General features: G+C 45.5%; 28 protein-coding genes and 2 pseudogenes. 25 read left to right on the top strand and 5 right to left on the bottom strand.

Features of this window, described 5'->3' with window-relative positions; all coding sequences use genetic code 11:
- Both ACE1CM_RS17805 and ACE1CM_RS17810 read right to left on the bottom strand, forming a co-directional pair.
- On the bottom strand, window positions 1–1,213 hold a 1,213-nt coding region (locus tag ACE1CM_RS17805), incomplete at its 3' end, for a protein kinase (RefSeq protein WP_374878909.1).
- A gap of 246 nt (window positions 1,214–1,459) precedes the next feature.
- A complete protein-coding gene (locus ACE1CM_RS17810) occupies window positions 1,460–1,711 on the bottom strand; it encodes a hypothetical protein (RefSeq protein ID WP_374878911.1) in 252 nt (83 codons plus the stop codon).
- Here ACE1CM_RS17810 and ACE1CM_RS17815 point away from each other — a divergent pair.
- The 11 genes from ACE1CM_RS17815 to clpB all read left to right on the top strand — a co-directional run bounded on the left by ACE1CM_RS17815 (window position 1,710) and on the right by clpB (window position 17,469).
- Entirely contained in the window at window positions 1,710–1,931 is a 222-nt protein-coding gene (locus ACE1CM_RS17815; RefSeq protein ID WP_374878913.1) for an ATP-binding protein, read from the top strand. The two genes, ACE1CM_RS17810 and ACE1CM_RS17815, sit on opposite strands and share 2 nt — an antisense overlap.
- An 82-nt stretch (window positions 1,932–2,013) precedes the next feature.
- A complete protein-coding gene (locus ACE1CM_RS17820; protein ID WP_374878915.1) occupies window positions 2,014–7,362 on the top strand; it encodes an AAA family ATPase in 5,349 nt (1,782 codons plus the stop codon).
- 3 nt (window positions 7,363–7,365) lie between these two features.
- Entirely contained in the window at window positions 7,366–8,751 is a 1,386-nt protein-coding gene (locus ACE1CM_RS17825; RefSeq protein ID WP_374878917.1) for an ATP-binding protein, read from the top strand.
- Between the two features lie 58 nt (window positions 8,752–8,809).
- Window positions 8,810–9,106 carry a hypothetical protein gene (locus tag ACE1CM_RS17830; RefSeq protein WP_374878919.1) on the top strand — a complete coding sequence of 99 codons (297 nt, stop codon included), beginning with the start codon at window positions 8,810–8,812 and terminating at the stop codon, window positions 9,104–9,106.
- 4 nt (window positions 9,107–9,110) lie between these two features.
- Window positions 9,111–9,677: a sensor histidine kinase gene (locus ACE1CM_RS17835; protein WP_374878921.1), complete on the top strand. Its 567-nt coding sequence runs from the start codon at window positions 9,111–9,113 to the stop codon at window positions 9,675–9,677.
- Complete coding sequence (locus ACE1CM_RS17840) at window positions 9,678–9,932, top strand: ATP-binding protein (protein WP_374878923.1); 255 nt, start codon at window positions 9,678–9,680, stop codon at window positions 9,930–9,932. It begins immediately after the preceding gene.
- 9 nt (window positions 9,933–9,941) lie between these two features.
- Window positions 9,942–12,713, top strand: coding sequence for an ATP-binding protein (locus tag ACE1CM_RS17845; protein WP_374878925.1), 2,772 nt, complete (start codon window positions 9,942–9,944; stop codon window positions 12,711–12,713).
- A 21-nt stretch (window positions 12,714–12,734) separates the two neighbouring features.
- Window positions 12,735–13,181 carry a hypothetical protein gene (locus tag ACE1CM_RS17850; RefSeq protein WP_374878927.1) on the top strand — a complete coding sequence of 149 codons (447 nt, stop codon included), beginning with the start codon at window positions 12,735–12,737 and terminating at the stop codon, window positions 13,179–13,181.
- A 71-nt stretch (window positions 13,182–13,252) separates the two neighbouring features.
- On the top strand, window positions 13,253–13,852 hold the full coding sequence (locus ACE1CM_RS17855) for a Uma2 family endonuclease (RefSeq protein WP_374878929.1): 600 nt from the start codon (window positions 13,253–13,255) through the stop codon (window positions 13,850–13,852).
- A gap of 73 nt (window positions 13,853–13,925) precedes the next feature.
- On the top strand, window positions 13,926–14,621 hold the full coding sequence (locus ACE1CM_RS17860; protein WP_374878930.1) for a Uma2 family endonuclease: 696 nt from the start codon (window positions 13,926–13,928) through the stop codon (window positions 14,619–14,621).
- 223 nt (window positions 14,622–14,844) lie between these two features.
- On the top strand, window positions 14,845–17,469 hold the full coding sequence (gene clpB, locus ACE1CM_RS17865) for an ATP-dependent chaperone ClpB (protein ID WP_374878932.1): 2,625 nt from the start codon (window positions 14,845–14,847) through the stop codon (window positions 17,467–17,469).
- Between the two features lie 114 nt (window positions 17,470–17,583).
- Here clpB and ACE1CM_RS17870 read toward each other — a convergent pair whose 3' ends face one another.
- Together ACE1CM_RS17870 and ACE1CM_RS17875 are read right to left on the bottom strand one after the other, a co-directional pair.
- Window positions 17,584–17,907: a hypothetical protein gene (locus ACE1CM_RS17870; protein WP_374878934.1), complete on the bottom strand. Its 324-nt coding sequence runs from the start codon at window positions 17,905–17,907 to the stop codon at window positions 17,584–17,586.
- 6 nt (window positions 17,908–17,913) lie between these two features.
- The gene (locus tag ACE1CM_RS17875; RefSeq protein WP_374878936.1) at window positions 17,914–18,201 is read right to left on the bottom strand and encodes a type II toxin-antitoxin system RelE/ParE family toxin; all 288 of its coding nucleotides are present in this window, start codon (window positions 18,199–18,201) and stop codon (window positions 17,914–17,916) included.
- A gap of 62 nt (window positions 18,202–18,263) precedes the next feature.
- Between ACE1CM_RS17875 and ACE1CM_RS17880 the strand changes: the two genes are divergently transcribed.
- The 5 genes and pseudogenes from ACE1CM_RS17880 (at window position 18,264) to ACE1CM_RS17900 (ending at window position 20,004) form a co-directional block, all read left to right on the top strand.
- Window positions 18,264–18,473 carry a type II toxin-antitoxin system HicB family antitoxin gene (locus ACE1CM_RS17880; protein ID WP_374878938.1) on the top strand — a complete coding sequence of 70 codons (210 nt, stop codon included), beginning with the start codon at window positions 18,264–18,266 and terminating at the stop codon, window positions 18,471–18,473.
- A 3-nt stretch (window positions 18,474–18,476) separates the two neighbouring features.
- A complete protein-coding gene (locus tag ACE1CM_RS17885) occupies window positions 18,477–18,701 on the top strand; it encodes a type II toxin-antitoxin system HicA family toxin (protein ID WP_374878940.1) in 225 nt (74 codons plus the stop codon).
- 30 nt (window positions 18,702–18,731) lie between these two features.
- Window positions 18,732–18,974: pseudogene (locus ACE1CM_RS17890) on the top strand (hypothetical protein); the annotation flags it as partial.
- 395 nt (window positions 18,975–19,369) lie between these two features.
- Complete coding sequence (locus ACE1CM_RS17895) at window positions 19,370–19,588, top strand: hypothetical protein (protein ID WP_374878942.1); 219 nt, start codon at window positions 19,370–19,372, stop codon at window positions 19,586–19,588.
- An 86-nt stretch (window positions 19,589–19,674) separates the two neighbouring features.
- Window positions 19,675–20,004, top strand: coding sequence for a hypothetical protein (locus tag ACE1CM_RS17900; RefSeq protein ID WP_374878944.1), 330 nt, complete (start codon window positions 19,675–19,677; stop codon window positions 20,002–20,004).
- Window positions 20,005–20,309: 305 nt separating this feature from the next.
- Here the strand turns inward: ACE1CM_RS17900 and ACE1CM_RS17905 are convergent, their stop codons facing one another.
- The gene (locus ACE1CM_RS17905; protein ID WP_374878946.1) at window positions 20,310–20,639 is read right to left on the bottom strand and encodes a XisI protein; all 330 of its coding nucleotides are present in this window, start codon (window positions 20,637–20,639) and stop codon (window positions 20,310–20,312) included.
- A gap of 201 nt (window positions 20,640–20,840) precedes the next feature.
- Here ACE1CM_RS17905 and ACE1CM_RS17910 point away from each other — a divergent pair, with 201 nt between their 5' ends.
- The 9 genes and pseudogenes from ACE1CM_RS17910 to ACE1CM_RS17950 form a co-directional block, all read left to right on the top strand.
- A complete protein-coding gene (locus tag ACE1CM_RS17910) occupies window positions 20,841–21,215 on the top strand; it encodes a DUF433 domain-containing protein (RefSeq protein ID WP_374878948.1) in 375 nt (124 codons plus the stop codon).
- Window positions 21,212–21,607: an ACP S-malonyltransferase gene (locus tag ACE1CM_RS17915; protein WP_374878950.1), complete on the top strand. Its 396-nt coding sequence runs from the start codon at window positions 21,212–21,214 to the stop codon at window positions 21,605–21,607. The genes ACE1CM_RS17910 and ACE1CM_RS17915 overlap by 4 nt, the downstream gene beginning before the upstream one ends.
- A 100-nt stretch (window positions 21,608–21,707) precedes the next feature.
- The gene (locus ACE1CM_RS17920; RefSeq protein ID WP_374878952.1) at window positions 21,708–21,926 is read left to right on the top strand and encodes a hypothetical protein; all 219 of its coding nucleotides are present in this window, start codon (window positions 21,708–21,710) and stop codon (window positions 21,924–21,926) included.
- Window positions 21,927–21,928: 2 nt separating this feature from the next.
- Window positions 21,929–22,273, top strand: a complete 345-nt coding sequence (locus tag ACE1CM_RS17925) for a type II toxin-antitoxin system PemK/MazF family toxin (protein ID WP_374878954.1) — start codon at window positions 21,929–21,931, stop codon at window positions 22,271–22,273.
- Window positions 22,274–22,503: 230 nt separating this feature from the next.
- Entirely contained in the window at window positions 22,504–22,917 is a 414-nt protein-coding gene (locus ACE1CM_RS17930; RefSeq protein WP_374878956.1) for a DUF433 domain-containing protein, read from the top strand.
- An 18-nt stretch (window positions 22,918–22,935) separates the two neighbouring features.
- Window positions 22,936–23,535: pseudogene (locus ACE1CM_RS17935) on the top strand (IS607 family transposase).
- Window positions 23,516–24,805 (top strand): RNA-guided endonuclease InsQ/TnpB family protein, encoded by a 1,290-nt coding sequence (locus ACE1CM_RS17940; protein ID WP_374878958.1) that lies wholly within the window; start codon window positions 23,516–23,518, stop codon window positions 24,803–24,805. Before ACE1CM_RS17935 ends, ACE1CM_RS17940 begins: the two are co-directional and overlap by 20 nt.
- Window positions 24,806–24,857: 52 nt before the next feature.
- Window positions 24,858–25,253, top strand: a complete 396-nt coding sequence (locus tag ACE1CM_RS17945; RefSeq protein WP_374878960.1) for an ACP S-malonyltransferase — start codon at window positions 24,858–24,860, stop codon at window positions 25,251–25,253.
- 312 nt (window positions 25,254–25,565) lie between these two features.
- The coding region (locus ACE1CM_RS17950; RefSeq protein WP_374878962.1) for a hypothetical protein at window positions 25,566–25,778 on the top strand (213 nt) is incomplete at its 3' end.

A 25,778-nucleotide genomic window follows, 5' to 3' on the forward strand; every position in this document is an offset into this window, starting at 1 on the left:
GCCCCCCTTGGGAAGCGTGGATCCCCCCTGGCCCCCCTTGGGAAGCGTGGATCCCCCCTGGCCCCCCTTGGGAAGCGTGGATCCCCCCTGGCCCCCCTTGGGAAGCGTGGATCCCCCCTGGCCCCCCTTGGGAAGCGTGGATCCCCCCTGGCCCCCCTTGGGAAGGGGGGTGAGGGGGGATCGGACTAAAGGCAACAGTGGTTACGGTGTCTAAATGTCCGGCGATGGTGTGGATGCATTGCCAGCGGGCGGCCTTTTTTTCCGGTTCTTGTGTGGAAGACTTGCTGCGATCGCTTGTCGTTGTCTTCGGTATTGCTCCAGTATAAAATTCTTTCAGGATCTCAGATGCCGATTGATAGCGATCTTTGATTGAATCTTGCAGCATCTTGTCTAAAATTTGTGCCAGAGAGTCGCTAATATCCGTCCCCGCGTTTCTGATATATTCTCGCCACATCCATCGACCTTCTACGGGGTCGTACAGGTCATCTACCTGCGCCCCCGTGAGCATCTGAATGCAGATTACGCCTAAACTGTAAAGGTCGCTCGCTGGGTAAGCTTTGCCCCCCCGTATCTGTTCTATAGGCGTATAAACTTCGGTGCTTGTTCTTAAATTTGTTTTGGTTAGTCGGGTGTCGGCTAGCTGTTTCGAGATGCCGATATCGATCGCGACGAATTTGCGATCGCTCTTTTTTAGAATTATATTCGTTGGCTTGATCGCCCGGTGAACGATCTGCCGCTTGTGCAGCACTTGCAACACTGGCAGCACATCGTACAAAAATTCCCGCACTTGATGTTCGCTAAACGCTCCCTGCGCCTGCAATTCCTGCGCTAAATTCTTCCCTTCTATGTAATACTTTGCTACATACAAGTACTTATCTTGCTCAAAGTAGTCAAACAACGTTGGTATCTGGGGATACTGTTCCGCCAGTTCCAGCAACTGCTTGGCTTCTTGTTCAAATACCTGGGTTGCTTTCGCCATTGCTTCAGAATGGCCTTGTATTTGCGGTAAGGGCGCAAATTGCTTGATGACGCAAGGGACTTTCCTTTGCTGCGTATCTTCAGCTGCAAAGCTTCTGCTAAACACACCATCGCCGAGAAACTGGATCGCCCGGTATCGCTCTTTGAGCAGCAGTTTTGACGAGCAAGCTTGGCAAATCTCCGTCCCATCCGGGTTTTTCGGTTTTTTGCACCTGGGATTGAGGCAGTAAATCATAACCTGGTCAAGATAAACGCCGATCGTTCTATGTTATAACTTCTCAAAACAGTTGTGAGCCTTTGTTTTCCTCTGCCTTTAATTTCTTACCCCTGCTTGATTTAATTTTATCAATTCCCAGGTAGTATAAATTTTTTCTAAAATTTATATTGCCTTTTAACGTAATTGCTAATTGCTAATTGCTAATTGGGAAAAAGCCCCTACAGGTCGTAATTCCGATGCAACGGTCAACGATATCACCCCCCATCACTTCCACCAATCTTTGGCAGGTTGCCAATCCCAACTCCCAGTATGCCCAGTTGTATCTTTACCAGAGGGTTGGAATAAATGTTTTTTTTGATATTCATTCACCTGTATTCCAGTTTCTATAACTTGGAATTCTACCAGTTTGCCAAATAGCTTGTTGGCAACAACATCGCTTGCCAATCGCCGCTTGACGCCTGCGAGTCCTCCCAAAACGGCATCGTCAGGTCTGGGTTGATTTAGATTTTCTGCCATGACGCCTACCCCCGTACACACCATTGCAGATAATGGGGTAGGGATACCCACTAAATTGATGAATAAAGTGTTTGATACTTTTAAAGAAGTTGGTAAACGAACGGGATTGGGATTAGCGATATGCCTCGCTTCCCCACTCGCGGAAGCCGGTAAAATTGTGGTAGAAAAACATGGCGGCACGATCGCAGTCAATTCTGAAGTTGGCAAAGGCACTGAGTAGGTGTTGATTTTGCCGATGTGTTAGCGCCACTGGCCTTCAGGGCATAATAACCTTGATATTGTGCCAAATGAGGTCACTACCAATGAACACCACCTTCAATACAACCGTTGCTCTACCTGGCTATCGTTTAGTCGAGCGACTGTATTGTGGCAGTAGAACCGCTGTCTACCGGGGTATTCGATTGGTGGATGACCAACGAGTCGCGATCAAACTGCTACAACAAGACTATCCTAACTTTCACGATCTGTTACAGTTTCGCAATCAATACACCCTCGCCAAAAACCTTGACATTCCTGGAATTGTCCGTCCTTACAGTCTAGAACCGTACCGCAACGGCTACGTGCTGGTGATGGAAGACTTTGGCGGTGTATCCCTGGGAGACTATACTCAAAACCAGGCACTTGCGATCGCACAAGTGTTGCAAATCGCCCTGCAACTGGCTGACATCCTGCACGACTTGCACGCCTGTCGCGTTATCCACAAAGATATCAAACCCGCCAACATTCTGATCCATCCAGATACAAAACAAGTTAAGTTAATTGACTTTTCGATTGCCTCACTATTGCCCAAAGAAACGCCAGAAATCAAAAACCCTAATCGACTCGAAGGAACGCTGGCGTATATTTCCCCTGAACAAACCGGACGAATGAATCGAGGGATTGACTACCGCAGCGATTTCTATGCTTTGGGAGTGACGTTATTTGAATTATTAGCCGGACAATTGCCCTTTCTCTGCGATGACCCGATGGAGTTGGTGCATTGCCACATCGCCAAGCAGCCACCTTCTCTTAGGGAATTCCACATTCCAGAAGCGATTTCAGCTATTGTGATGAAACTGATGGCGAAGAATGCCGAAGATCGCTATCAGAGTGCGTTGGGTTTAAAGTATGACCTAGAGATTTGTTGGCATCAACTTCAGGAAACTGGCACTATTGAGCCATTTGAAATTGGGACGCGGGATATCAGCGATCGCTTTATTATCCCCGAAAAACTCTACGGTCGGGAAACGGAAGTGCAAACCTTGTTAGATGCCTTTGAACGAGTTTCCCAAGGGCACACCGAGTTAATGCTAGTTGCCGGATTTTCCGGGATTGGGAAAACTGCCGTCATCAACGAAGTCCACAAACCGATTGTGCGGCAACGCGGCTATTTTATTAAAGGCAAATACGACCAATTTCAGCGCAATATACCCTTTTCTGCCTTCGTGCAAGCCTTCCGCGATTTGATGGGGCAATTATTGAGCGAAAGCGATACTCAACTGGCGGCATGGAAAGCCAAAATCCTCGACGCTGTGGGCGAAAATGGACAAGTAATTATTGATGTGATTCCTGAACTAGAACAGATTATCGGACAACAACCGACCGTGCCGGAACTCTCCGGAAGTGCGGCTCAAAATCGCTTCAATTTACTGTTTCAGAAATTCATCCAAGTGTTCACCACGCCAGCACATCCGTTGGTAATGTTTTTGGACGATTTACAATGGGCGGATTCCGCTTCCCTGAACTTGCTGCAATTATTAATGAGTGAAGCGAGTTCGGGATATTTACTGATTCTGGGAGCCTATCGAGACAATGAAGTGTTTCCGGCGCATCCGTTGATGTTGACTCTGGAACAAATTCAGAAAACTCAAGCGATCGTCCATAGGATTACTCTGGTACCCTTGCTAGAAACAACGGTAAATCAGTTGGTAGCAGATACATTAAGTTGTACCAATGAATTGGCTCAACCGCTGACACAATTGGTGTATCAGAAAACTCAAGGGAATCCCTTTTTTATGACCCAATTTCTCAAAGCGCTGCATGAGGACGGTTGGATTGAGTTCCATCCAGAATTGGGTTATTGGCAATGTGACATGGCTGCGGTGCGGCAGTTGGCATTAACCGATGATGTCGTGGAGTTCTTGGCATTGCAGTTGCAAAAACTGCCAGTAGAGACGCAGGAGGTGTTGAAACTGGCAGCTTGTATTGGCAACCAGTTCGATTTGAACACTTTGGCGCTAGTTTCCGAACAATCGGAAACCGAAGCGGCAACGGCTCTTTGGAAAGCCTTACAGGAAGGATTGATTCTCCCCATTAGTGAAACCTACAAATTCTTTCAATCGAATGACTCAGATGGCAGCGATTCAGCAAAGCCGACGCTACGCGATCGCAGTAGTGAAATTCCCGTTTCTTATAAATTCTTGCACGATCGCGTCCAACAAGCTGCCTATTCTCTAATTCCTGATACTGATAAGGCAACTGTCCATCAAACCATTGGCAGACTGTTTCTCGATAACTGCTCCGAGCAGGAATGCCACGAGCGGATTTTTGAAATTGTCAATCATTTAAACGAAGCCATTCATTTGGTTGAGCAGCCTTCCGAGCGAGAGCGACTGGCGCAGCTCAACCTCAAAGCCGGACAAAAAGCCAAAGCTGCAACTGCTTACCAAACTGCCTTGAGTTATCTAGTATTGAGTAGGGATCTCTTGCCAGAAAATAGTTGGCAACAGCACTACGATTTCACTCTGACGCTTCATACTGAACTCGCCAGTAATACCTGTCTTGTCGGCGATTTTGCTGCAACAGAACGCTGGCTTACCCTGGCTCTGGATCGGGTTGAATCGCTGCTCGATCGCATTCCGTTCTACGAAATCCAGATTCAAGCGCACGTTGCTCAAAGCCAACTCCAGGAAGCCATTGGGTTGGGATGTACAACGCTGCAACAATTAGGAATTGCATTGCCCACCCAACCCACACCCGAAGATTTTGGGCGTGGATTAGCCCAAATCAATGGGGCGAAGGGCGATCGCCCAGTGGCAGAATTAATTCACCTGCCCATCATGACAGAACCCCGACTCCTAGCAGCCATGCGGGTCTTATTTCGATTAGCTGGCGTGGTGGTGCTTGCTGCTCCTCATCTGATGCCATTTATCTTTTTTAAAATGGTTAGCCTGTCTATTCAAACAGGCAACACAGCTTTCTCAGCACCAGGGTATGTCACCTACGGCATGATTTTGTGTAGTGCAGTAGGAGAGATTGACCTGGGTTATGCCTTTGGTCAGTTGGCATTAGAAATTCTGGAAAAATTACCCAGTTTGCCTGTGCAGGCTAAAACCCTATCTCGCTTCCACGGGGGTGTGCGACATTGGAAAGAAAACTGGCGAAGCATTTTAAGCGATCTACAAGTGGGTTATCAGATCGGACTAGAAACAGGAGATCTAGAAACAACCGCCATTTTTGCTCAGGTGCATAGTTACACAGCTTATTTTGCGGGTGCTGAACTATCTGAGCTAGCGGAGTCGATGGCTATCTATAGTCAGGCGATCGCCCAACTCAAACAACCCGTCTTTCTGCGTTGGAATCAAACCTATCACCAGCACGTGCTGAATTTGCTAGGACATGCCGACGATCCTTGTCAACTGATGGGTGAAGTTTACGATGAAACAGTAGATTTGCCACAACAATATGCTGTTAAAGATGCCCACGGGATTGCGGTGGCACATTTGTTTAAGGCAATTGGTTGCTATTTGTTCGATCGCCATGAAGAAGCTCTAACTCAATTAGAGAAAGTAGCTGAATTTCATCGCCCTATTGCATCGTTTATACCAGGAAATATGTTTTATTTCTACGATGCACTCGTGAGATTAGCGCTATATCCCAACCTTTCTGCTGAAGCACAAGATCGTTGCCTGGAAAAGGTGACTGTCGCTCGAGAAAAAATCCGTCGGTTTGCTGACCATGCGGCTGTCAATTGGTCGCACAAAGCTGATTTGATAGAAGCTCAATTCCAGCAAATTTCTGGTAATCGGCTAGCAGCGATCGACCTGTACGATCGCGCCATCGCCCTTGCTAAAGAAAACGGCTATATGCAAGAAGAAGCACTTAGCAATGAGCTGGCAGCTAAATTCTATCTCGCTTGGAGTAAAGAAACAGTCGCCGCCAGCTACATGCAAGCAGCTTATTACTGCTACGCCCGTTGGGGAGCATTAGCCAAAACTGATGACCTAGAAACCCGCTATCCCCAGTTATTGCGCCCGATTCTGCAATCGGTATCCACACCCTCGACCAACTGCCTCAGTACCTTGGTTTCCATCCACCAAACCGCCACCAAGAGCGGCAATTCCATCTCCAACTTGCTGGATTTGGGCAGCTTCACCAAAGTCGCCCAAGCTCTCTACAGCGAAATCCACCTCGATAAACTGCTCGCCGTTATCATGCAAGTGATGGTGGAAAATGCAGGCGCCGACAAAGCTGCCCTCATATTAAACCAAGAGGGCGAATTGACTGTGGCGATCGAGTACATCGCTCAAACCGTACAACCGATCGCATCCCAACCCCTCGATACCTGCAACCATCTCCCTGTCTCCATCATTCGCCAAGTGTCCCGCACCAGGCAACCCGAACTATGGGATCGCGTCACCGACCCCAAATTCGCTGCCGACCCCTATTTTGAACGACATTCGCCCCAGAGTTTGTTGTGCAGTCCGATCGTCGATCGAGGCAAATTAATTGGGATTTTGTATTTGGAAAACTCCAGTTCTAGGAACGCATTCACCCGCGATCGCGTGGAAATTCTCCACTTACTCTGCGCCCAAGCCGCCATTTCCCTGGAAAACGCCACCCTCTACAACACCCTGGAACAAAAAGTCATCGCTCGCACCCGCGAACTCTCCAAAGCTCTCGATGACCTCAAAGCTACCCAGAAACAACTCGTGGAAGCGGAAAAAATGGCAGCTCTGGGGGGACTGGTGGCAGGGGTTGCCCACGAAATCAATACCCCCGTCGGTGTCGGCATTACCCTAGCTTCTACTCTGGTGGAGGCGACCCAAGCCTTCAAAGCCGAAATTGCTGGAGGACAACTGAAAAAATCCGTTCTCACCAACTATCTCGACACGGCACAAGACAGCGCCAGTTTGATGCTCACCAACCTGCAACGCGCCGGAGATTTAATTCAAAGCTTCAAACAAGTTGCCGTCGATCAAACCCACCTGGAACAGCGTTCGATTGCCCTCAAATCATATCTCGAAGACCTGCTGACCAGTCTGGGTCCCCAACTGCGCCAAGCCCAACATACGCTGACGGTGACGGGGGATGACAGCATCACAATTGTCAGTTATCCTGGCGCGATCGCCCAACTGATTACCAACTTGCTGAATAATTCCCTACTTCATGCTTATCCCACTGGGGAAGCGGGACAGTTACAAATTGGCATTCAACAAACTGACGAATTCGCGATTCTAAAATACAGCGATGATGGCTGCGGCATTCCTCCAGAAAACCTGGACAAAATCTTCGATCCTTTCTTTACCACTGCCCGCGATCGCGGAGGTAGCGGTCTCGGTTTACACATTGTCTATAACCTCGTCACCCAGAAACTTGGTGGGACAATCGAGGTTGAGAGTACAGTGGGAAAAGGAACTCTGTTCGTCATTCAGTTACCCTGGAGTCTTTAAGTTATGTCGAGTTTATCCGATCCTACTACCACGATTTCAGATGAGGTTCTGATGCTTGTAGAAGATGATGAAATGCTGTTGCTGGATGATTCCGAAGTGGCAGAAGTTTCCCACCCAAATTCTCATCTAGAGGGGGAGTGGAAAGTCTTGATTGTCGATGATGAACCTGCCATCCACCAAGCCACGGCGATCGCGCTCAAAGGATTTACCTTTGAAGGCAAAGGATTGAATATCCTGTCTGCCTACTCTGGTAAAGCTGCCAAACAAATGATGGTCGAACATCCTGACATTGCCTTTATTTTGCTGGATGTGGTCATGGAGACGAATGACGCAGGACTCCAGGTGGTGCAGTACATTCGGGAAGAATTGCAAAATCGGCAAGTGCGGATTATTTTACGCACGGGGCAACCGGGGGATGCCCCCGAAGAATCGGTTATCCTCAAGTACGATATCAACGATTACAAACTGAAGGTAGAGTTAACGCGCCAAAAATTGATTACTGTGGTTATTTCTGTTTTGCGTGCCTACCGAGATATCAAACTAATCGAGCAGCAAAATCAGCAACTGCAACACGCTCAACTGCAACTCATTCAGCGAGAAAAAATGTCAGCATTGGGCAACTTGGTGGCGGGCGTTGCCCACGAAATTAATAATCCAGTGGGCTTCCTCGGTGGTAACATTCAACCGGCTTTGGACTACATCCAGGATCTGTTTGGATTGCTCGATATGTATCAGGAAAAATATCCCAATTCCGCTCCGGAAATTCAAGATCGGATAGAACAGATCGACCTGGAGTTTATCCGGCAAGACTTACCCAAATTAGTGGGTTCTATGCAAGAAGGAATCGATCGGATCTGCAATATCAGCAACAGTTTACGCACCTTTTCCCGTGCCGATAGCGATACTCCCGTACCCTTCAATCTGCACCAAGGGTTAGACAGCACAATTTTAATCTTGAAACATCGCCTCAAGGCAAATGAAACTCGTCCGGAGATTTCCGTCATCAAAAACTACGGTAAAATCCCTCCAGTGAACTGCTTTGCCGGACAGTTAAATCAAGTGTTTATGAATATTCTGGCAAATGGGATTGACGCCATCGATGAAAAAACCGAAAAGTGGAAAGTTTCTCAGCCTTGCATTCAGATTAGCACAGAAGTTTTAGAATCTGCGGTTGTCATTCGGATTCAAGATAACGGGATGGGTATCCCCGAAGAGGTAAAAGCGAAGATTTTCGATCGCCTCTTCACCACAAAAAGTGTCGGTCAAGGAACGGGTTTGGGATTGGCAATCGCACATCAAATTATAGTCGAAAAACATGGGGGCGCCATAGATGTCAATTCTGAAGTTGGCAAAGGAACTGAGTTTGTGTTGACTTTGCCCATTTGTTAGCGGCACTGGCCTTGAGGGCATAATAACCTTGATATTATGTCCAATGAGGTCATTACCGATGAATACCACCTTCAGTACAAGCGTTGCTCTAGCTGGCTATCATCTAGTAGAGCTACTATATTGTGGTACTAGAACAGCTGTCTATCGGGGTATTCGATTGGTGGATGACCAACCAGTCGCGGTCAAACTGCTGCAACAAGACTATCCGACCTTTCAGGATTTGTTACAGTTTCGCAATCAATATGCGATTGCCAAAAACCTGAACATTGCTGGAGTTGTCCGTCCTTACAGCTTAGAATCGTACCGCAACAGCTATGCGCTGATAATGGCAGATTTTGGCGGTGTTTCCCTATGAAAAAATGTCTGCATTGGGTGGCTTAGTTGCTGGGGTGGCTCACGAAATCAACAACCCCATCGGCTTCCTCAACTACAGCATCAATAACGCTAAAGACTACGTTAAAGACTTACTCGAACATCTGGCACTATATCAGCAATATTATCCCGCTCCAGCAGATCCAGTGCAGAATAATGCAGAAGACATCGATCTAGAATTTCTCGCCGAAGACTTACCCAAGTTACTCGATTCTATGCAAAGAGCCACCGATCGGATTAAAAACATCAATACCAGCCTTCGCACCTTCTCCCGCGCCGACACCAATCGGAAAGTTAGCGCTAATCTCCACGAAGGATTGGATAGCACTTTGCTAATTCTGAAATATCGCCTCAAAGCTAACGAATACCGCCCCGCCATCAACATCATCAAAGAATATGGCGACTTGCCTCAAATTGACTGCTTTCCCGGTCAGTTAAATCAGGCGTTTATGAATATAATAGCCAACGCTATTGATATGTTTGATGAAATGGCAAAAAAACATTCATTTGCTGAACTTGAAGCCTATCGCCAGCAAATTAGTATTCGCACATAATTGGTAGAAGATCGGGTAAAAATCGGCATTCAGGATAATGGTGACGGAATAATAGAAGTAGTAAAAATCAAAAATTTTGACTATTTATTTACTACTAAAGATGTAGGTAAAGGAACGGGGTTAGGATTGGCGATCGCGCGGCAAATCGTAGTAAAAAAACATCGAGGAAAACTCGAGGTTGATTCTACCCTGGGCAAGGGAACAACCTTCACAATTTTATTGCCTACCATATCTTACAATCAAAACATGGAGTAATTAATCAAAATGTCGCCAAATACAATTTTAACAAATACCAACAGAAATTTATCAATTATTTCTCTTAAACTCATTCTTATTGTTCCTTTTATCCTGCAAATTTTTACAGCAGTGGGGTTAGTAGGCTATTTTTCTTTTAAAAATGGACAGAAAGCAGTTGAGCATATGGCGATCGAACTGCAAAGCCAGATATTGGTTCGGGTGCGGCAGTTTATTGGCGAGTATATGGCGACCCCAAAGAAACTCAACGAAATCAATGTAGATGCTTTTAAAGCAGGCTTAATTGATTTGGAAGATTTTTCCCTGATGGAGCGAACTTTTTGGAAGCAACTACAAGTTTATCGGGTGGGTTACATCAACTATGCCAATCAAAAAGGTAAATTCGTTGGAGTGAGTTTCGAGCCTAAAAATCCCCAGCAAATTATTATTGATAGCTTCGATCGTTCCAAAAGTAACAAAATAGCGGCTTACATCAGCGACCAGAACGGAAAACGCTTGAAATTATTTCCTAAAGCCGTATTAGATGAATTTGAATTTGCTACCCAACCCTGGTATGCAGATGCAGCTAAAGCAGGGAAGCCTGTTTGGAGTCAGATTTATCAATGGGGCGGGGAAGGGGTATATGGCGCGGTTCTGGCTATTTCCCACAGCTATCCGGTTTATAACAAAAAGGGAGCTTTTGAAGGGGTGATGGGAATCGATATGACCCTATCTCAGATCGGTAAATTTCTCCACGATTTAAAGATTAGCAGGTCTGGACAAGCATTTATTATAGAACGCAATGGTTTGTTAGTGGCAAGTTCTAAATCTCAGCAATCTTTTACAATTGTGAATGGTAAACCTCAAAGAATCAATGCTTTTGAAAGCGACGATTTCATCATGCGATCGACCACACAATATTTACAAAAACAATATGGTAGATTGAAGAAAATTAAAGCTAGCCAGCTATTAGAATTGTGGTTGAACGGCGAACGACAATTTGTGCAAGTTACACCGTGGCAAGATCCCCAGGGATTGGAATGGTTGGTGGTGATAGTTGTCCCAGAAAGCGATTTCATGAGCCAAATTAATGCCAACAACCGCACAACTATTTTGCTCTGTTTGGGAGCGCTGGGAGTAGCAACCATAGTGGGAATTTTCACCTCGCGCTGGATTACCAAACCGATTTTACAACTACAAAAAGCCAGCAAGGAAATTGCATCCGGTCAACTTGACCAAACAATTGAAGTCAAAGGTATTGGCGAATTGGAGTCATTGGCAGAGTCTTTTCACCTAATGGCAAGACAGCTGAAAGCATCTTTTACTGAGTTAGAACAGCGGGTGGAAGAACGTACTGTCGAACTCAAACATGCCAAAGAAGCAGCAGATAATGCTAATCAAGCCAAGAGCGAATTCCTCGCCAACATGAGCCACGAGTTACGCACCCCGCTTAATGGTATCTTGGGTTATGCCCAAATTCTCGCTCGCTCCAAAGCGCTACCTGACAAAGAACTTCACGAAGTTAACGTTATTCATCAATGCGGTTCGCACTTGCTCACCCTGATCAACGACATTTTGGATCTGTCCAAAATTGAAGCTCGCAAACTCGAACTCGCACCCACAGCAATCCATTTCCCCTCATTTCTGCTAGGTGTGGTGGAAATCTGCCGGATTAGAGCCGAGCAAAAAGGAATTGACTTTGTTTACCAATCCGATCCGCAATTACCTGAAGGAATTTATGCCGACGAAAAACGCTTGCGTCAAGTTTTAATTAACCTTTTAGGAAATGCGATCAAATTTACCGATAGCGGCGTCGTAAAACTCGAGGTTTCTCTGTTAGAGAAAAGCGATGATGCAACGAATTGCCCAATCCGGTTTCAAGTGCAAGATACAGGGGTAGGCATTGCACCAGAACACGTTCATAAGCTGTTTGAAGCCTTTGAACAAGTGGGCGATCGCCAACGTAAAACCGAAGGCACGGGATTGGGGTTAGCAATTAGCCAGAAAATCGTTCAACTGATGGGTGGCGAGATTCAAGTTAACAGTAAGATTGGTGTCGGCAGCAGCTTTTTCTTTGAAGTAGAATTGCCTCTCGCTATCGATTGGATACAACAAAACTCAACCCAAACTGACGGTCAAATTATTGGCTATCAAGGCAGAATGCGCCACATTTTAGTCATCGACGATCGCTGGGAAAACCGAGCCGTCTTAGTTAATCTTTTAGAGCCATTGGGTTTCCAAGTCACTGAAGCCGAAAATGGCGCTGTTGGACTCGAACAGATGCTCAAGGAAGATCCGGATTTGGTAGTAACTGATATCGTCATGCCAGTGATGGATGGAATTGAACTACTCAAACAAGTTCGCAGTCGTGACGAGTTGCAACATCACAAGATAATTGTCTCATCGGCATCGGTGGCTCAAGCCGATCGAAAAATGGCGCTGGATGCTGGGGGAGATGACTTCCTGACTAAACCCGTAGCCGCTAATGAATTGTTTAACCTACTCGCCACTCATCTCCATCTGCAATGGCTTTATGAAACCCCTCTAGAGACTCTAGCCTCCTCTCCTACAACAGATACTGAAGATACGGTTGAGGTAATTTTGCCCTCCAGCGCCGAAATCGCCCAACTCCTAGAATTTACTCAAAATGCTCAACTCACGCGGCTGCAAGAACATCTGGAAAACCTGGTGCAAACTGAGCCAAAATATAGCAAGTTTGCCGAGCAGATTATTCAGCTTTCCGAACAGTTTCGGTTTGAAGAAATTGAGGAACTATTAACCCAACAGATTCAACAAAGTTGATGAAAATTTTGGTAAATGCATATGCTTAAGGTCAATGACCCAGCAGAAAAACCGCAGCCAAGTCATTTTTGCACAATCAAGCGAGATGTCATTACTCCAATTATCGGTGTGACATTGCTTTGTGCGGGTATAATCGATGCCTTTTACGCATTAGCTGCGGATCGCTTCAACGTAGCGCATTTTCTCAAGATTATTGCCTATCTAATTCTATTAACTGGCTTAATTCTTAACTATACTTACACCCATCGCGAGCTAAAGCGCGTCAACGATCAATTGTGTCAGGAGATTAACGATCGCGATCGCATCCAAACAAACCTGCAAGCGAGTGCAGCACAAGCTCAAATTAAGTTAGAACAGCTAGAGCAAACTTTGCAGGAGTTACAGACAAATCAAGTACAGTTGATTCAGAGTGAAAAGATGTCCAGTTTGGGGCTGGAGTTTGTCATCAAAATTACCGATCAGCAATAGATCTTAAGAGATACTATAAGTAGTAGAGCGTAAGCTTTAAATTAAATTGCGAACCAGCGAATGGGTATATTATGACAACAGCAACTTTAGCCAAACCCAAAAAAGTAACACCGCTCTTATTTGAGGGGTTGACTTGGCGGGAGTTCAAAGCGGTTGAGCAATTGCTAGACCGTCCAGGATACCGACTCTCGTTTCTGGATGGAGTATTGGAGATTAAACAGATGCCAGGTGAACCACACGAAACGTTTAAGGAAAGGATCGGTGCATTGTTGGAACTTTACCTGCTGATGGCAGGGTTTGACTTCACCCCAACCGGCTCGATGACGCTGGAAAGCGAAGGAGGGAGTGCCAAGCGAGAAGCTGATAAATCTTATAAACTTGCTCCTGGGCGCAAGCGTCCCGATCTAGCCATTGAAGTAGTCTTTACCAGTGGCGGCATCAATAAATTGGAATCCTACAAACGGCTAAAGATTCCTGAAGTATGGTTTTGGGATGATGGCGTTCTTGAAATCTATCATCTGCGCGGAGAGGGGAGCGATTTGCACTATGAAAAGATCGATCTAAGTGAGGAATTACCAAAAATAAACCTTGAGCTATTGTTACGTTGCATCAATATGGTTAACCACGTCGATGCGATCAAAACCTTTGAGCAGGGAATCCAAAACCAGTAGATCTTGGCATTATGGATCTATCGTTTCAGATGGTTTAACATCATCAATATCAGCTTCTCGATCGGGAACAGTTATGCCTCCTTCTACCTCACAACAGTTGAAAATTCCACCCTTGGAAAATGGCGATCGCTTGAATCGCTTTGAATTTGAGCGGCGCTACAACGCCATGCCCCATCTGAAAAAAGCTGAATTAATTGAAGGAGTTGTTTACATACCTGCTGCTTTGCGATTCCGGAGTCATGCACAACCCCACGGTCGAATTATGGGGTGGTTGCTTCTCTATGAAACCGCAACCTCTGGCGTTGTTTTGGGCGATAATCCGACTGTCCGCTTAGACTTAGACAACGAACCTCAACCGGATGCGGTGTTGCTAATTGAGGAAAGCTGCGGTGGACAAGCGCGAATTAGCGAGGATGACTACATCGAAGGAAAACCAGAATTAATTGTTGAGGTTGCTGCCAGTAGTGCGACGATCGATCTGGGTGACAAAAAACGTGCCTATCGGCGCAATGGCATACAGGAATACCTAGTGTGGCAGGTGTTTGACCAACGCATTGATTGGTTCCGGTTAGAAGCAGGAGAGTATGTGAATTTGCAACCTGATGCAGCAGGTATAATTCGCAGTCAAGTCTTTCCAGGATTGTGGTTAGATCGAAATGCTTTATTGGCGGGGAATATGCAGCAGGTGTTAGCAGTATTGCAGGCAGGTATTAACTCTGCCGAACATCAAGCCTTTGTGCAACAGCTAGCATATGACAATTCTCAATAACAGAAACTCAAAGGCAGGCAGAATGCCTACCCCACAAGAGTTTTTGCAGAGAGATTTGCAGCGATATCGAAAATTAGCAATTAGCAATTAGCAATTAGCAATTAGCCATCTGAGGACGGTAATACCCGCTACAGAATGGGGGAACACCGATCTTGCGATCGCACGCGGTTCCCTACAATGGCTGTAGTTAGAAAAATTGCGTATAGAAAGGGGAGTCTATTCGATGCAACCGAATAATCCAAATCAATTTACCGAAAAAGCTTGGGAAGCGATCGCTAAAACCCCAGATATGGCTAAAGCTGCCTCGCAGCAACAGCTGGAAAGCGAACACCTGATGAAAGCGCTGTTGGAACAAGAAGGGCTGGCTAGTAGCATTTTTAACAAGGCTGGGGTTCCCGTGCAACGCCTGCGCGATCGCACCGACGACTTCATCAAGCGCCAACCCAAGCTTTCCGGTACAATTAACTCGATCTATCTCGGTCGCAGTTTGGACACGCTGTTAGACCGCGCCGAAGAATATCGCAAAGAATATGGTGACGAGTTTATCTCCATCGAACACCTGTTGCTGGGATATACCAAGGACGATCGGTTCGGTAAAGGCTTATTCTCTGAATTTAGACTAGATGAAGCCAAGCTGAAGAATACGATCGCACAAATCCGCGGGGGACAAAAAGTGACGGATCAAAATCCGGAAGGAAAATACGAATCACTAGAAAAATACGGTCGAGACCTCACCCAACTGGCAAAAGAAGGTAAACTCGATCCGGTAATCGGGCGCGATGACGAAATTCGCCGCACGATTCAGATCCTGTCTCGCCGCACCAAGAATAACCCGGTGCTAATTGGGGAACCCGGTGTCGGTAAAACCGCCATCGTCGAAGGATTGGCGCAACGCATCGTCAGCGGCGATGTCCCCCAATCTTTGAAAGATCGCAAATTAATCGCCCTCGATATGGGTGCGTTGATTGCCGGTGCGAAGTATCGGGGTGAATTTGAAGAACGCCTGAAAGCGGTATTGAAAGAAGTTACCGACTCCGGCGGTAATATCGTTCTGTTCATCGATGAAATTCACACTGTAGTTGGTGCGGGTGCAACCCAAGGTGCAATGGATGCCGGAAACTTGCTCAAACCCATGTTGGCGCGGGGCGAGTTGCGTTGCATTGGTGCCACCACTTTGGATGAGTACCGCAAGTACATCGAAAAAGATGCCGCACTCGAACGGCGCTTTCAACAAGTTTACGTCGATCAACCGACTGTAGAAGATACAATTTCTATCTTGCGCGGTTTGAAAGAACGCTACGAAGTTCACCACGGGGTGAAAATTTCCGATAGTGCGTTGGTAGCAGCCGCGACATTATCTACGCGGTATATCAGCGATCGCTTCCTCCCCGACAAAGCGATTGACTTGGTAGACGAAGCAGCGGCGCGGTTAAAGATGGAGATTACTTCCAAACCGGAAGAACTCGACGAAATCGACCGCAAGATCCTGCAACTCGAGATGGAAAAGCTATCGTTGCAAAAAGAAAGCGATCGCGCTTCCAGAGAACGTCTAGAAAGACTGGAAAAAGAACTCGCGGATCTCAAAGAAGAACAACGCACCCTCAACGCACAGTGGCAGTCTGAAAAAGACGTAATCGGTCAAATTCAGACAATTAAAGAAGAGATCGACCGCGTTAACTTGGAAATTCAACAAGCAGAACGCAACTACGACCTCAACCGCGCCGCAGAATTAAAATACGGCAAGTTAATCGAACTGCAACGGCGATTAGAAGAAACTGAAAAACACCTAGCGCAAACCCAAACCAGCGGTAAATCCTTGCTGCGGGAAGAAGTTACCGAAGCAGATATCGCCGAAATTATTTCCAAGTGGACGGGAATTCCGATTAGTAAATTAGTCGAATCCGAAATGCAAAAACTGCTGCACTTGGAAGATGAATTGCACCGTCGCGTCGTCGGACAAGATGAAGCAGTTACCGCAGTTGCAGATGCGATTCAGCGATCGCGTGCTGGTTTAGCCGATCCAAATCGACCGATTGCTAGCTTTATTTTCCTCGGCCCCACGGGCGTTGGCAAGACCGAATTAGCCAAAGCACTCGCCGCATATATGTTCGACACCGAAGAAGCAATGGTGCGAATTGATATGTCCGAGTACATGGAAAAACATGCCGTTTCCCGTTTAATTGGTGCGCCTCCTGGATACGTTGGTTACGAAGAAGGGGGACAATTAACCGAAGCAATTCGCCGTCGTCCTTATGCGGTGATTCTATTCGATGAAATCGAAAAAGCGCACCCAGATGTATTTAACGTTTTGCTACAAATACTTGACGACGGTCGCGTTACCGATGCTCAAGGACATACCGTAGACTTCAAGAATAGCGTCATTATCATGACCAGCAATATCGGATCGCAGTACATTTTAGATATTGCCGGGGATGATTCGCGCTATGAAGAAATGCGGAGTCGCGTAATGGAAGCGATGCGGAATAACTTCCGTCCGGAATTCCTCAACCGGGTTGATGAAACGATTATCTTCCACGGATTGCAAAAGCAAGAACTGCGGCGAATCGTACAATTGCAGGTGGAAAGATTGGCGCGGAGATTGGGCGATCGCAAGATCTCCCTCAAACTTTCCGACGCTGCTTTAGACTTCCTAGCAGAAGTAGGATACGACCCTGTTTTCGGCGCGCGTCCATTAAAGCGTGCAATTCAACGGGAATTAGAAACCCAAATTGCCAAAGCAATCTTGCGCGGCGAATTCAGCGATGGAGATACCATCTTTGTCGATGTGGAAAACGAACGCCTCGCCTTCAAGCGCTTACCCGCTGAATTGCTAACCACTCAATCCTAAACCGTAGGGTGCGTTAACGAAGTGTAACGCACCATTTTTATGATGGGAAAACCAAAAAAACCGGGTTTCTGGTACAGTAGTCAAAGAAACCCGGTTTCTGTTTTTAGCTGCTGTTTACTGATTACCGCTCAACCCTTCAGTTTCGGTAGTTAGTTCTGCAAGTACTTGCTTCAAAGAAATATTTTTGCTGCGATCGCGTTGCTGTTGAACTGGCTGCTTTGCCATCTCAGCATCAACTTCTTCTAACGATAAAACTGGCAAATCAAAAGCTTCCTTAAACCACTGAACCAATTGCATCAATTCTTCAACCGAACTGCCAACAACAGCCACAGGAGCTTTGCTATAATCGATAATCATTCTGCTTTCTCGATGGTAAAACACCTCTCGAATCGAGTAGCGCCCTTGACTGTCACGAAACACGCGATAAGTCCAAATCATAGTTTTTTACCCCTTTTGTCCGCGAAAAAACACTGTATTATTCGGCTCCTCACCGATTTTTTCAACGCTGACGATCTGCACGATTTGATCGACATTGTAGAAGACTCGAAACACACCTATCCGCAATTCCCACTCAGCAATATCTGGTGGATTCCGCCGAAATCGGTTATTCGTTTCTACTGCTGGTTCATAAATCAACTGAGTTTGAATCCCATCGATAATAATATTCTGCTCAAATTTCCTGAAGTAGCGCAAATCCTGGAGTGATTCAGGTGTGAATTCGATTTCGTACATTACACTGGTATTATACAAGGTATTGCTAGGTTATCATCTAAATAGAGGGAGTACAAATAATTATGAAAATTTTTACTGCGATCGTCGAGCGAGACTTTGACACCAACCTCTATGTTGGTTACGTTCCTGGATTTCCAGGCGCGCATTCTCAAGGAGAAACTTTGGATGAGTTACGAGAAAATTTGCGCGAAGTCATTGAAATGTTGTTGGAAGATGAAAATATCGCATTTAAAACAGAGTTCGTTGGGACGCAGCAAATCGTGATTCAATAGGTTATGAGCAATATTCCTGTTCTGAAGCCACCTGACGTCGTCCGCATACTAGAAAACCTTGGGTTTGTTGAAGTGCGACAGAAAGGTTCGCACAAACAGTTTCGGCATGAAGACGGTCGAGCAACAACAGTTCCATTTCACAAGGGACGTGACATAGCACCTAAGTTGTTACGCCAGATAGCAAGTGATATTGGTTTAACCGTAGAAGAGATGCTAGAGTTTCGGTGATGTTGAAACGACTGACAAAATGATTCTTGCGATCGCAAGATCTCGCTAAAACTTTCCGACGCCGCTTTAGACTTCCTTGCAGAAGTAGGATACGACCCAGTTTACGGCGCGCGTCCATTAAAGCGTGCAATTCAAAGGGAATTAGAAACCCAAATTGCCAAAGCAATCTTGCGCGGCGAATTCAGCGATGGAGATACTATCTTTGTCGATGTAGAAAACGAACGCCTCGCCTTCAAGCGCTTACCTGCTGAATTGCTAACCACTCAATGCTAAACCGTAGGGTGCGTTAACGCAGTGTAATATCAAATCCGGTTAGATCGGAATCATCAGTAGGGAACATCAGTAAGCTTTGTCGCCAGCGCAAAATTCCTCGGTTGCCGTGCCCCTACGGCTGTAATTTCGATACAACCATAAACGATATAACGCACCATTTTTATGATGAAAACCCCAAAAGAAACCCGGTTTTTTTGAAAAAACCGGGTTTCTTTTGTATTTTCAGCGATCGCCACCTCGAGCGTTCAGGCAAAAGTTGCTTTCACAGGGGCTAGAAGTTCCTAAGCTAACCTATCAGGCTAATTGGTAGAATAAATGGGTGCCAGCGATCGCCCCGATGCCACAAGCCCGCATCCCCAACCTTTTCATCCAACCTCACACAAGGAGTACCTAAAATGTCATTGGCTGAACTCATGCCAAAAATCCTGGAGCTTTCAAAAATTGATAAGCTTCGGTTGATGCAGTTTCTGGCAACGGAACTGGTCAAAGAAGAAGAGCCAAACTTCTTTGTTGCCAACCAGGAATATCCTGTCTGGTCGCCCTACAATTGCTCTGAGGCTGCCAATGTTTTGATGAATCTTCTAGCGACAAAGCAACAAGAACAGAATGGTTGATGCTCAAAAATTACCCTACAAAATTATCGACAGCAGCCTTGGCATGGTTGATCGGTTGCCCTATCTGCCCCTGACGCTGAGTCTTAATGGTCAATCCCTTAACACCGAAGGTTTATTTAGATACAGGCGCAAGCGTGAATGTTTTGCCCTACGAGTTGGGATTACAACTGGGCTTAATTTGGGAGAATGAAACACTCTCAGTTCTATTGGCAGGGAACCTGGCTCGGTTTGAAGCTCGCGCAGTTATTGTTGATGCTCAAGTCAGTTCATTCCCAATGGTTAACCTGGCATTTGCCTGGACACAAGCAGCCAATGTGCCTTTGATCTTAGGACAGGCTAATTTCTTTTTTGAGTTTGATGTTTGTTTCTTTCGTGCTCGTTCTGAATTTGAAATCCGTCCCAAACAGCTTGAATAAAAATGATAACAGGAGCATCAATTAGAAGGCTCTCCCGTAGTTGAGGTGATAATAAAACCTGATAAATCATGTGAAAAGCTTTGTGCATAAAGGTTGTAGGTTGGGTTGAGGAACGAAACCCAACTTATTAGCCAAGAACGTTGGGTAACGCTATTGCTCAACCCAACCTACGCAACGATTAGATAAATTTATCACCCTAAGTACGGGAGAGCCGATTAGTTAAGATTCTTCGTCTGGTAAGCGCAACCTATACTGATGAAACTCCCAGAAGAAAGCCGGTTTTTTTGAAAAAACCGGCTTTCTTTTCAAGCAACACCATAGTTGGTATAAGGACGTTTATAGGGAGGGTGTAAACCCAAAATAATGTCTGAAGCAGGAACACCTTTTGCTACCAATTCTTGACCTAGATCGGCTTCAGTCATGTTGTGCTGAATCCAGATTTTGCCGTCTTTGATATCGAGGTGCATATAGCAAGCATAAATGCGATTAAGACCCTGCCAACCGATATCTACAAGTAGATAGCGATCGCTTTCTGTATCGCAAATAACCTGAGACTCAATATCAGACTCGTTGGTTGTGGCATGGGAAGTAAGTAAATCCCGCACAATTTGGCGATATCTCTCTAATGTCTCCATTGTGTTATCTCCTCTGTATTGGGATCGTAGACTATAATTTTTAGGTCATATTGTTCAATGGCTGCTTGGGTAATGAACCTGCGATCGCTCAAACCGATACTTGGACCCAGCAAGATCAACTTGATGTAACGACCTTTAATATCTTTTCTGATTCTGAGGTAACATAAGATCAAATTATACTTTTTGGAGGAACAGCTATCTATGGTTTCAGCATCGAATGGGCAAGTCTCAATTATTCGTACTGAACGTGGGTTGACGATTTCAGGAACTCGCATCACTCTCTACGATGTAATGGACTATGTGGCTGCTCAGTACCCTATTAAGTTTATCTGCGATCTATTCGATCTATCCGAAAAGCAACTCAGTGCTGCTTTAGACTACATTGAAGCGAATAGAACCGCAGTAGAAGCAGAGTATCAGCAAGTTCTCAAGGACACTGAAGAACTTCGGTTATATTACGAAAAGGAGAATCGCGATCGCGTTGCTAGAATCGCTACTTTGCCACCTCCGCCTGGGCTAGAGGCTGCATGGGAAAAGCTTCAGGCATCTAAGGCACGCCACCATTTACAAGCATGATTTTTTTAGTTGACCACAACTTTAAGGGACACGCACGCATCCTGCTAGGGAGTATTGCCAGTCAAGGGTGGCTTGATGTTGTTCCAATTCGCTTCGTCATGTTTGAGGAGGTGGGATTATCAATTGATAGCAGTGATAGAGTTGTTTGGAGAGTAGCTCAAGAAAATCAGATGATCCTGCTTACTGCAAATCGCAGCATGAAGGATGAAGATTCCCTAGAGCAGGTGATGCGTGAAGAAAATACTCAAGATTCTTTACCAGTTGTCACTATTGGCAATGCCGATCGAGTATTAAATGACTCAAGTTATCGAGAACGGTGTGTTGATCGTATTGTTGAGATTGCGATTTACACTGCCAACTACATGGGGGCAAGACGAGTTTTCATTCCGTGAAAATATGGTAGTTTTAACTTTATCTTTTAAGTAAAGCAGCTAGTGTTGAAGATGCGATTGATTTAGTTATTGCAAGTATAAAGGGCGGGAGGGTTCCGATATGCCGACTACTGCTATTGAAATATACACCCAAATCGTTAGTACATTGTCACCGAATGAGCGATTGCGCTTAGCAACTCTTATTCTCAACGATCTGGTACAGCAAAATGAATCTGTTATCAATCAAAGCGATACTTGGACCCAGCAAGATCAACTTGATGTAACGACCTTTTCCTTGCAGTATGCAGCTACACTTTTTCCTGACAGCGAGGAGATGTAAAAGTGACATTCAATCCCGGCGATGTCGTCACAGTCGATTTTCCAGGTGTCACTGGTATTAAACGTCGCCCTGCTGTAGTTTTGTCGTCAAGCACTTACCATGCAACTCGTCCCGATGTGATAGTTGGACTCATCACCACCCAAACAACTGCTTTAGGAGTGACCGATTATGCACTCCAGGATTGGGCAGCAGCAGGTTTAAGAGTTGCGTCTGTTTTTCGCAGTTTCATTGTTACTCTACCGCCTTCTGCTAATTTAATATTGATTGGGCATTTATCAGAGCGCGATTGGAAGGGCATTCGCTTTCCGTGTAAAATTAGCGATCGCAGAGTTGGACGATCCACCTAATACATCTTCTGTGATTTAATCGCGGGGCGATCGCAAAATCTCCCTCAAACTTTCCGACGCTGTAGGTAGCATTAGCTACTCAACAATTTCTCTTTTGCTTACCTCGCTTCAGCGATCGCCAATTGCATCGCTCAAAATAAAAATTGCTAACTCAGAGATTGGAAGCTCTTGAACCAACCCATTGGGCAATTGGTAAAATAAATAGACTTAGCTGTTGCCAAATTATGTATATGACTTCGCACTCCAATGGACAAACAACTATCATCCGTACAGAAAGGGGTCTATCGATCGCAGGAACCCGTATCACTTTGTACGACGTGATGGACTATGTGACAGAGCAGTACCCACCAAAGTTTATTCAAGGATTATTTGACCTCACGCAGGAGCAAATTAATACTGCTCTGGCTTATATTGAGGCTCATCGCGCAGAGGTGGAAGCTGAGTACCAGCAAGTTCTCAAAGAGGCTGAAGAACTCCGACAGTACTACGAAGAGCAAAATCGTGAGCGAGTGGCTCGAAGTGCAGCAAAACCCCCCAAACCTGGAACTGAAGCTGCTTGGGAAAAGCTGCGAGCGGTTAAGGCAAAACGTGAGTCCAAGGTATTGAAAAAATTCAATCATCCAATAGACATAGATAGCCATTAATGGTCTAAAATGACCATTATGAAACTACCAGATTACGCAAAACATCTTGGCATTAGCTACAAAACAGCATGGCGCTGGTGGAAAACCGGCAAGTTACCGCATCCAGCTAAACAGACAGAAACTGGAATGGTAATTGTCGATTTCAACCCAGTGCCTAAAACTGTATCCACTCAAGAGTGAGCGGCTATTTATGCCAGAGTTTCATCATCCGAAAATAAGGGAAACCTAGAACGGCAAGCAGAAAGGTTAACACAATACGCCATAGCTAAAGGGTATAGAATAACCCGCATTGTTAAAGAAGTGGGAAGTGGACTCAACGATAACCGCAAAAAGCTAGAAGGTCTGTTGATGTTGTCTGATTACGATGTGTTGGTCGTAGAGCATAAAGACCGACTAGCAAGATTTGGTACTAATTATTTAGATGTTTTGTTGAGCCGTTGTGGGGTTAAACTAGAAATTGTGAATCTAGCCGAGAACGGAACAGATGAATTGATGCAAGACTTGATATCAATCATCACCTCATTCTCCGCTAGATTGTATGGACAGCGAAGAGCCAAGAGAAAGACTGAGAAAATAATTCAACAACTCCAAGGGGGTGATGAAGACGAAGCGCGTTGAAAAACATGTCATTAAGAAAGGACATGAATGGTACAACTACTGCGATGAAATAACAGACTTTTCTCGCAAGCTGTTTAATAACGCTCAGTATGCTCAAAGGTATAGTTACTTTTACGGGCATGGCTACTTATCTCAGCCCAGACTGGATAAGCTGTTCCAGAAGAATGAGAACTACAAAGCAATGCCAGCTAACGTAGCTCAACTCGTGCTACAACAATGTGCAGATACGTGGACGAACCATTTCCGAGCATTGGAGGCTTACAACAAAGATTCGTCGAAATTCACGGGTAAGCCAAAGCTTCCTGGTTATGTAGATCGAAGAAATGTTGTTAAGTTCAACGAGCAAGCCGTTGGGAAAAGGGAGTTCAAAAAGGGAACCGTTGTCCCATCAATGTCTCCAATTCGGATTCCCGTCAAGCCAGGGCTAAAGTTTGAGGACTTGTGCGAGGTTCGTATTGTCCCCAAGACAGGATGCTACGTAATCGAGATAGTTTACGAAGAGCAAGAATCGAAACAAGATTCTCACCTTTTAAATCCAGATTTGGCAGCCGCCATAGATATTGGCTTAGACAATTTAGCGACCATTGTTTTTAACAACCCCAAGATTCAACCTCTCGTCGTAAACGGCAAGCCGCTAAAAAGTGCTAACCAGTTCTACAACAAGCAAGTTGCCAAATACAGAGGGTTGATTAAAAAGGGAACGTCGCGAAGAATCCAGAATCTCGTCAGGAATCGCAACAACTCCGTCGATTCCTATCTACATCAATGCAGTCGGATGATTGTGTCTGAGTTTTTAAAACTAGGAGTAAGTCAAGTAGCCATTGGCAAAAATGACCAATGGAAGACTAGCATTAATCTGGGGAGAAAGACGAACCAAAAATTCGTGCAAATACCACATGCAAGATTTATTGATCTTCTAACTTATAAGTTGGAAGCAGCGGGAATTACGGTTGTGGTGGGCGAAGAATCTTACACCAGTAAGGCTTCGTTCTTAAATTGGGACAACATCCCAACTTTTACACCCAACAAACAAGAAAAACCCGCTTTCAGTGGAAAACGGGTTTCTCGCAGTTGGTATGTTGCTGCTGATGGTTCAAAAATTCATGCCGACGTGAACGGAGCGTTCAACATCGGCAGAAAAGTAATCTCAACGTCATTCGACTGCCTCAGTCTTATTGTACAGAGAGATAGAGGGTGCAAGGCATGTGCATCCGAGGCGAATAACGCCTGTGTTCCCACCAAAATGTGGTTCTGCACGAGCGTTGCTTAAAGCTAAAGTAGGGTGTCAATCGCGTCCATGATTGTCTATCTGAAATGGAACTATGATTTTCCTGATCGATCATAATCTCAGAGGTCATGCCTTGGTTTTCTTCGGTGCGATCGCGAGTCAAGGCTGGCTAGATATTGTCCCGATTCAGTTCGTCACGTTTGCAGAAATGGATTTGTCAACCGACAGTGATGACAGGATGGTTTGGCGACTCGCTCAAGAAAATCAGATGATTTTGCTTACCGCCAATCGCAGCATGAAAGGGAAAGATTCACTGGAGCAGGTTATGCGTGAAGAAAATACGTCAGAGTCGTTGCCTGTAATCACCGTTAGCAATGCCGATCGACTTCTGAATGATTCCGAATATCGAAGTCGGTGTGTTGAAAGCCTAATTGAAATCGTGCTTGATATTGATACCTATCGAGGTGCGAGGCGAATCTTTATTCCGTAATATTCTTAAACGTTTAGCGATCGCTCCAAATCATAGTTTGTTAAGAGCATCTTGACAGATTTCCCCAATGGCGCTATTGTCTCTGTTTAAGGTTGCTCGAGTTCAACGACAGCAACCCTTGTCCAGCCAAAAATCTAGTATCGCTGCCCAATGCCGCTGACAACGGCAATGGACAGCTTGACCCCCACACTGTTACGAGCAGTCTGGAGGCTAATGGAGAATTTTAACATTTCTCTGTAGCCACCCTGCTTTGCGCTGCCTGCGGGGTGGCTAGATTTTTTGGTTTTAAATCCAAAAAAAGGAGAATATCTCATGGCAGAAGAGTTTTTGTCTGACTCTGGCGGATCTGTGCGTCCTAATTCTGATGCAGGAGAACCGGAACGAGAAAAGGTAGAGTTTCTGATTATCAGTTCCCGCGAGGGGGTGATGGCAGAAATCCGCAAGTTTTACACAATGGGATTTGCGGAAGTAGATGAATGGAGTCCGGTGACGCCATTACCCAATTCGGATCGGATGATGAGTATC

The organism is Microseira sp. BLCC-F43, from assembly GCF_041929235.1.
Taxonomy (GTDB): Bacteria; Cyanobacteriota; Cyanobacteriia; order Cyanobacteriales; family Aerosakkonemataceae; genus Microseira.

Bases quoted from the DNA above. Each gene is read 5' to 3' on its own strand.
- ACE1CM_RS17815 (WP_374878913.1), top strand. From the start codon at position 1,710: ATGACGCCTACCCCCGTACACACCATTGCAGATAATGGGGTAGGGATA.
- ACE1CM_RS17810 (WP_374878911.1), bottom strand. From the start codon at position 1,711: ATGGCAGAAAATCTAAATCAACCCAGACCTGACGATGCCGTTTTGGGA.
- ACE1CM_RS17820 (WP_374878915.1), top strand. From the start codon at position 2,014: ATGAACACCACCTTCAATACAACCGTTGCTCTACCTGGCTATCGTTTA.
- ACE1CM_RS17825 (WP_374878917.1), top strand. From the start codon at position 7,366: ATGTCGAGTTTATCCGATCCTACTACCACGATTTCAGATGAGGTTCTG.
- ACE1CM_RS17830 (WP_374878919.1), top strand. From the start codon at position 8,810: ATGAATACCACCTTCAGTACAAGCGTTGCTCTAGCTGGCTATCATCTA.
- ACE1CM_RS17835 (WP_374878921.1), top strand. From the start codon at position 9,111: ATGTCTGCATTGGGTGGCTTAGTTGCTGGGGTGGCTCACGAAATCAAC.
- ACE1CM_RS17845 (WP_374878925.1), top strand. From the start codon at position 9,942: ATGTCGCCAAATACAATTTTAACAAATACCAACAGAAATTTATCAATT.
- ACE1CM_RS17850 (WP_374878927.1), top strand. From the start codon at position 12,735: ATGCTTAAGGTCAATGACCCAGCAGAAAAACCGCAGCCAAGTCATTTT.
- ACE1CM_RS17855 (WP_374878929.1), top strand. From the start codon at position 13,253: ATGACAACAGCAACTTTAGCCAAACCCAAAAAAGTAACACCGCTCTTA.
- ACE1CM_RS17860 (WP_374878930.1), top strand. From the start codon at position 13,926: ATGCCTCCTTCTACCTCACAACAGTTGAAAATTCCACCCTTGGAAAAT.
- clpB (WP_374878932.1), top strand. From the start codon at position 14,845: ATGCAACCGAATAATCCAAATCAATTTACCGAAAAAGCTTGGGAAGCG.
- ACE1CM_RS17870 (WP_374878934.1), bottom strand. From the start codon at position 17,907: ATGATTTGGACTTATCGCGTGTTTCGTGACAGTCAAGGGCGCTACTCG.
- ACE1CM_RS17875 (WP_374878936.1), bottom strand. From the start codon at position 18,201: ATGTACGAAATCGAATTCACACCTGAATCACTCCAGGATTTGCGCTAC.
- ACE1CM_RS17880 (WP_374878938.1), top strand. From the start codon at position 18,264: ATGAAAATTTTTACTGCGATCGTCGAGCGAGACTTTGACACCAACCTC.
- ACE1CM_RS17885 (WP_374878940.1), top strand. From the start codon at position 18,477: ATGAGCAATATTCCTGTTCTGAAGCCACCTGACGTCGTCCGCATACTA.
- ACE1CM_RS17895 (WP_374878942.1), top strand. From the start codon at position 19,370: ATGTCATTGGCTGAACTCATGCCAAAAATCCTGGAGCTTTCAAAAATT.
- ACE1CM_RS17900 (WP_374878944.1), top strand. From the start codon at position 19,675: ATGGTCAATCCCTTAACACCGAAGGTTTATTTAGATACAGGCGCAAGC.
- ACE1CM_RS17905 (WP_374878946.1), bottom strand. From the start codon at position 20,639: ATGGAGACATTAGAGAGATATCGCCAAATTGTGCGGGATTTACTTACT.
- ACE1CM_RS17910 (WP_374878948.1), top strand. From the start codon at position 20,841: ATGGTTTCAGCATCGAATGGGCAAGTCTCAATTATTCGTACTGAACGT.
- ACE1CM_RS17915 (WP_374878950.1), top strand. From the start codon at position 21,212: ATGATTTTTTTAGTTGACCACAACTTTAAGGGACACGCACGCATCCTG.
- ACE1CM_RS17920 (WP_374878952.1), top strand. From the start codon at position 21,708: ATGCCGACTACTGCTATTGAAATATACACCCAAATCGTTAGTACATTG.
- ACE1CM_RS17930 (WP_374878956.1), top strand. From the start codon at position 22,504: ATGACTTCGCACTCCAATGGACAAACAACTATCATCCGTACAGAAAGG.
- ACE1CM_RS17940 (WP_374878958.1), top strand. From the start codon at position 23,516: ATGAAGACGAAGCGCGTTGAAAAACATGTCATTAAGAAAGGACATGAA.
- ACE1CM_RS17945 (WP_374878960.1), top strand. From the start codon at position 24,858: ATGATTTTCCTGATCGATCATAATCTCAGAGGTCATGCCTTGGTTTTC.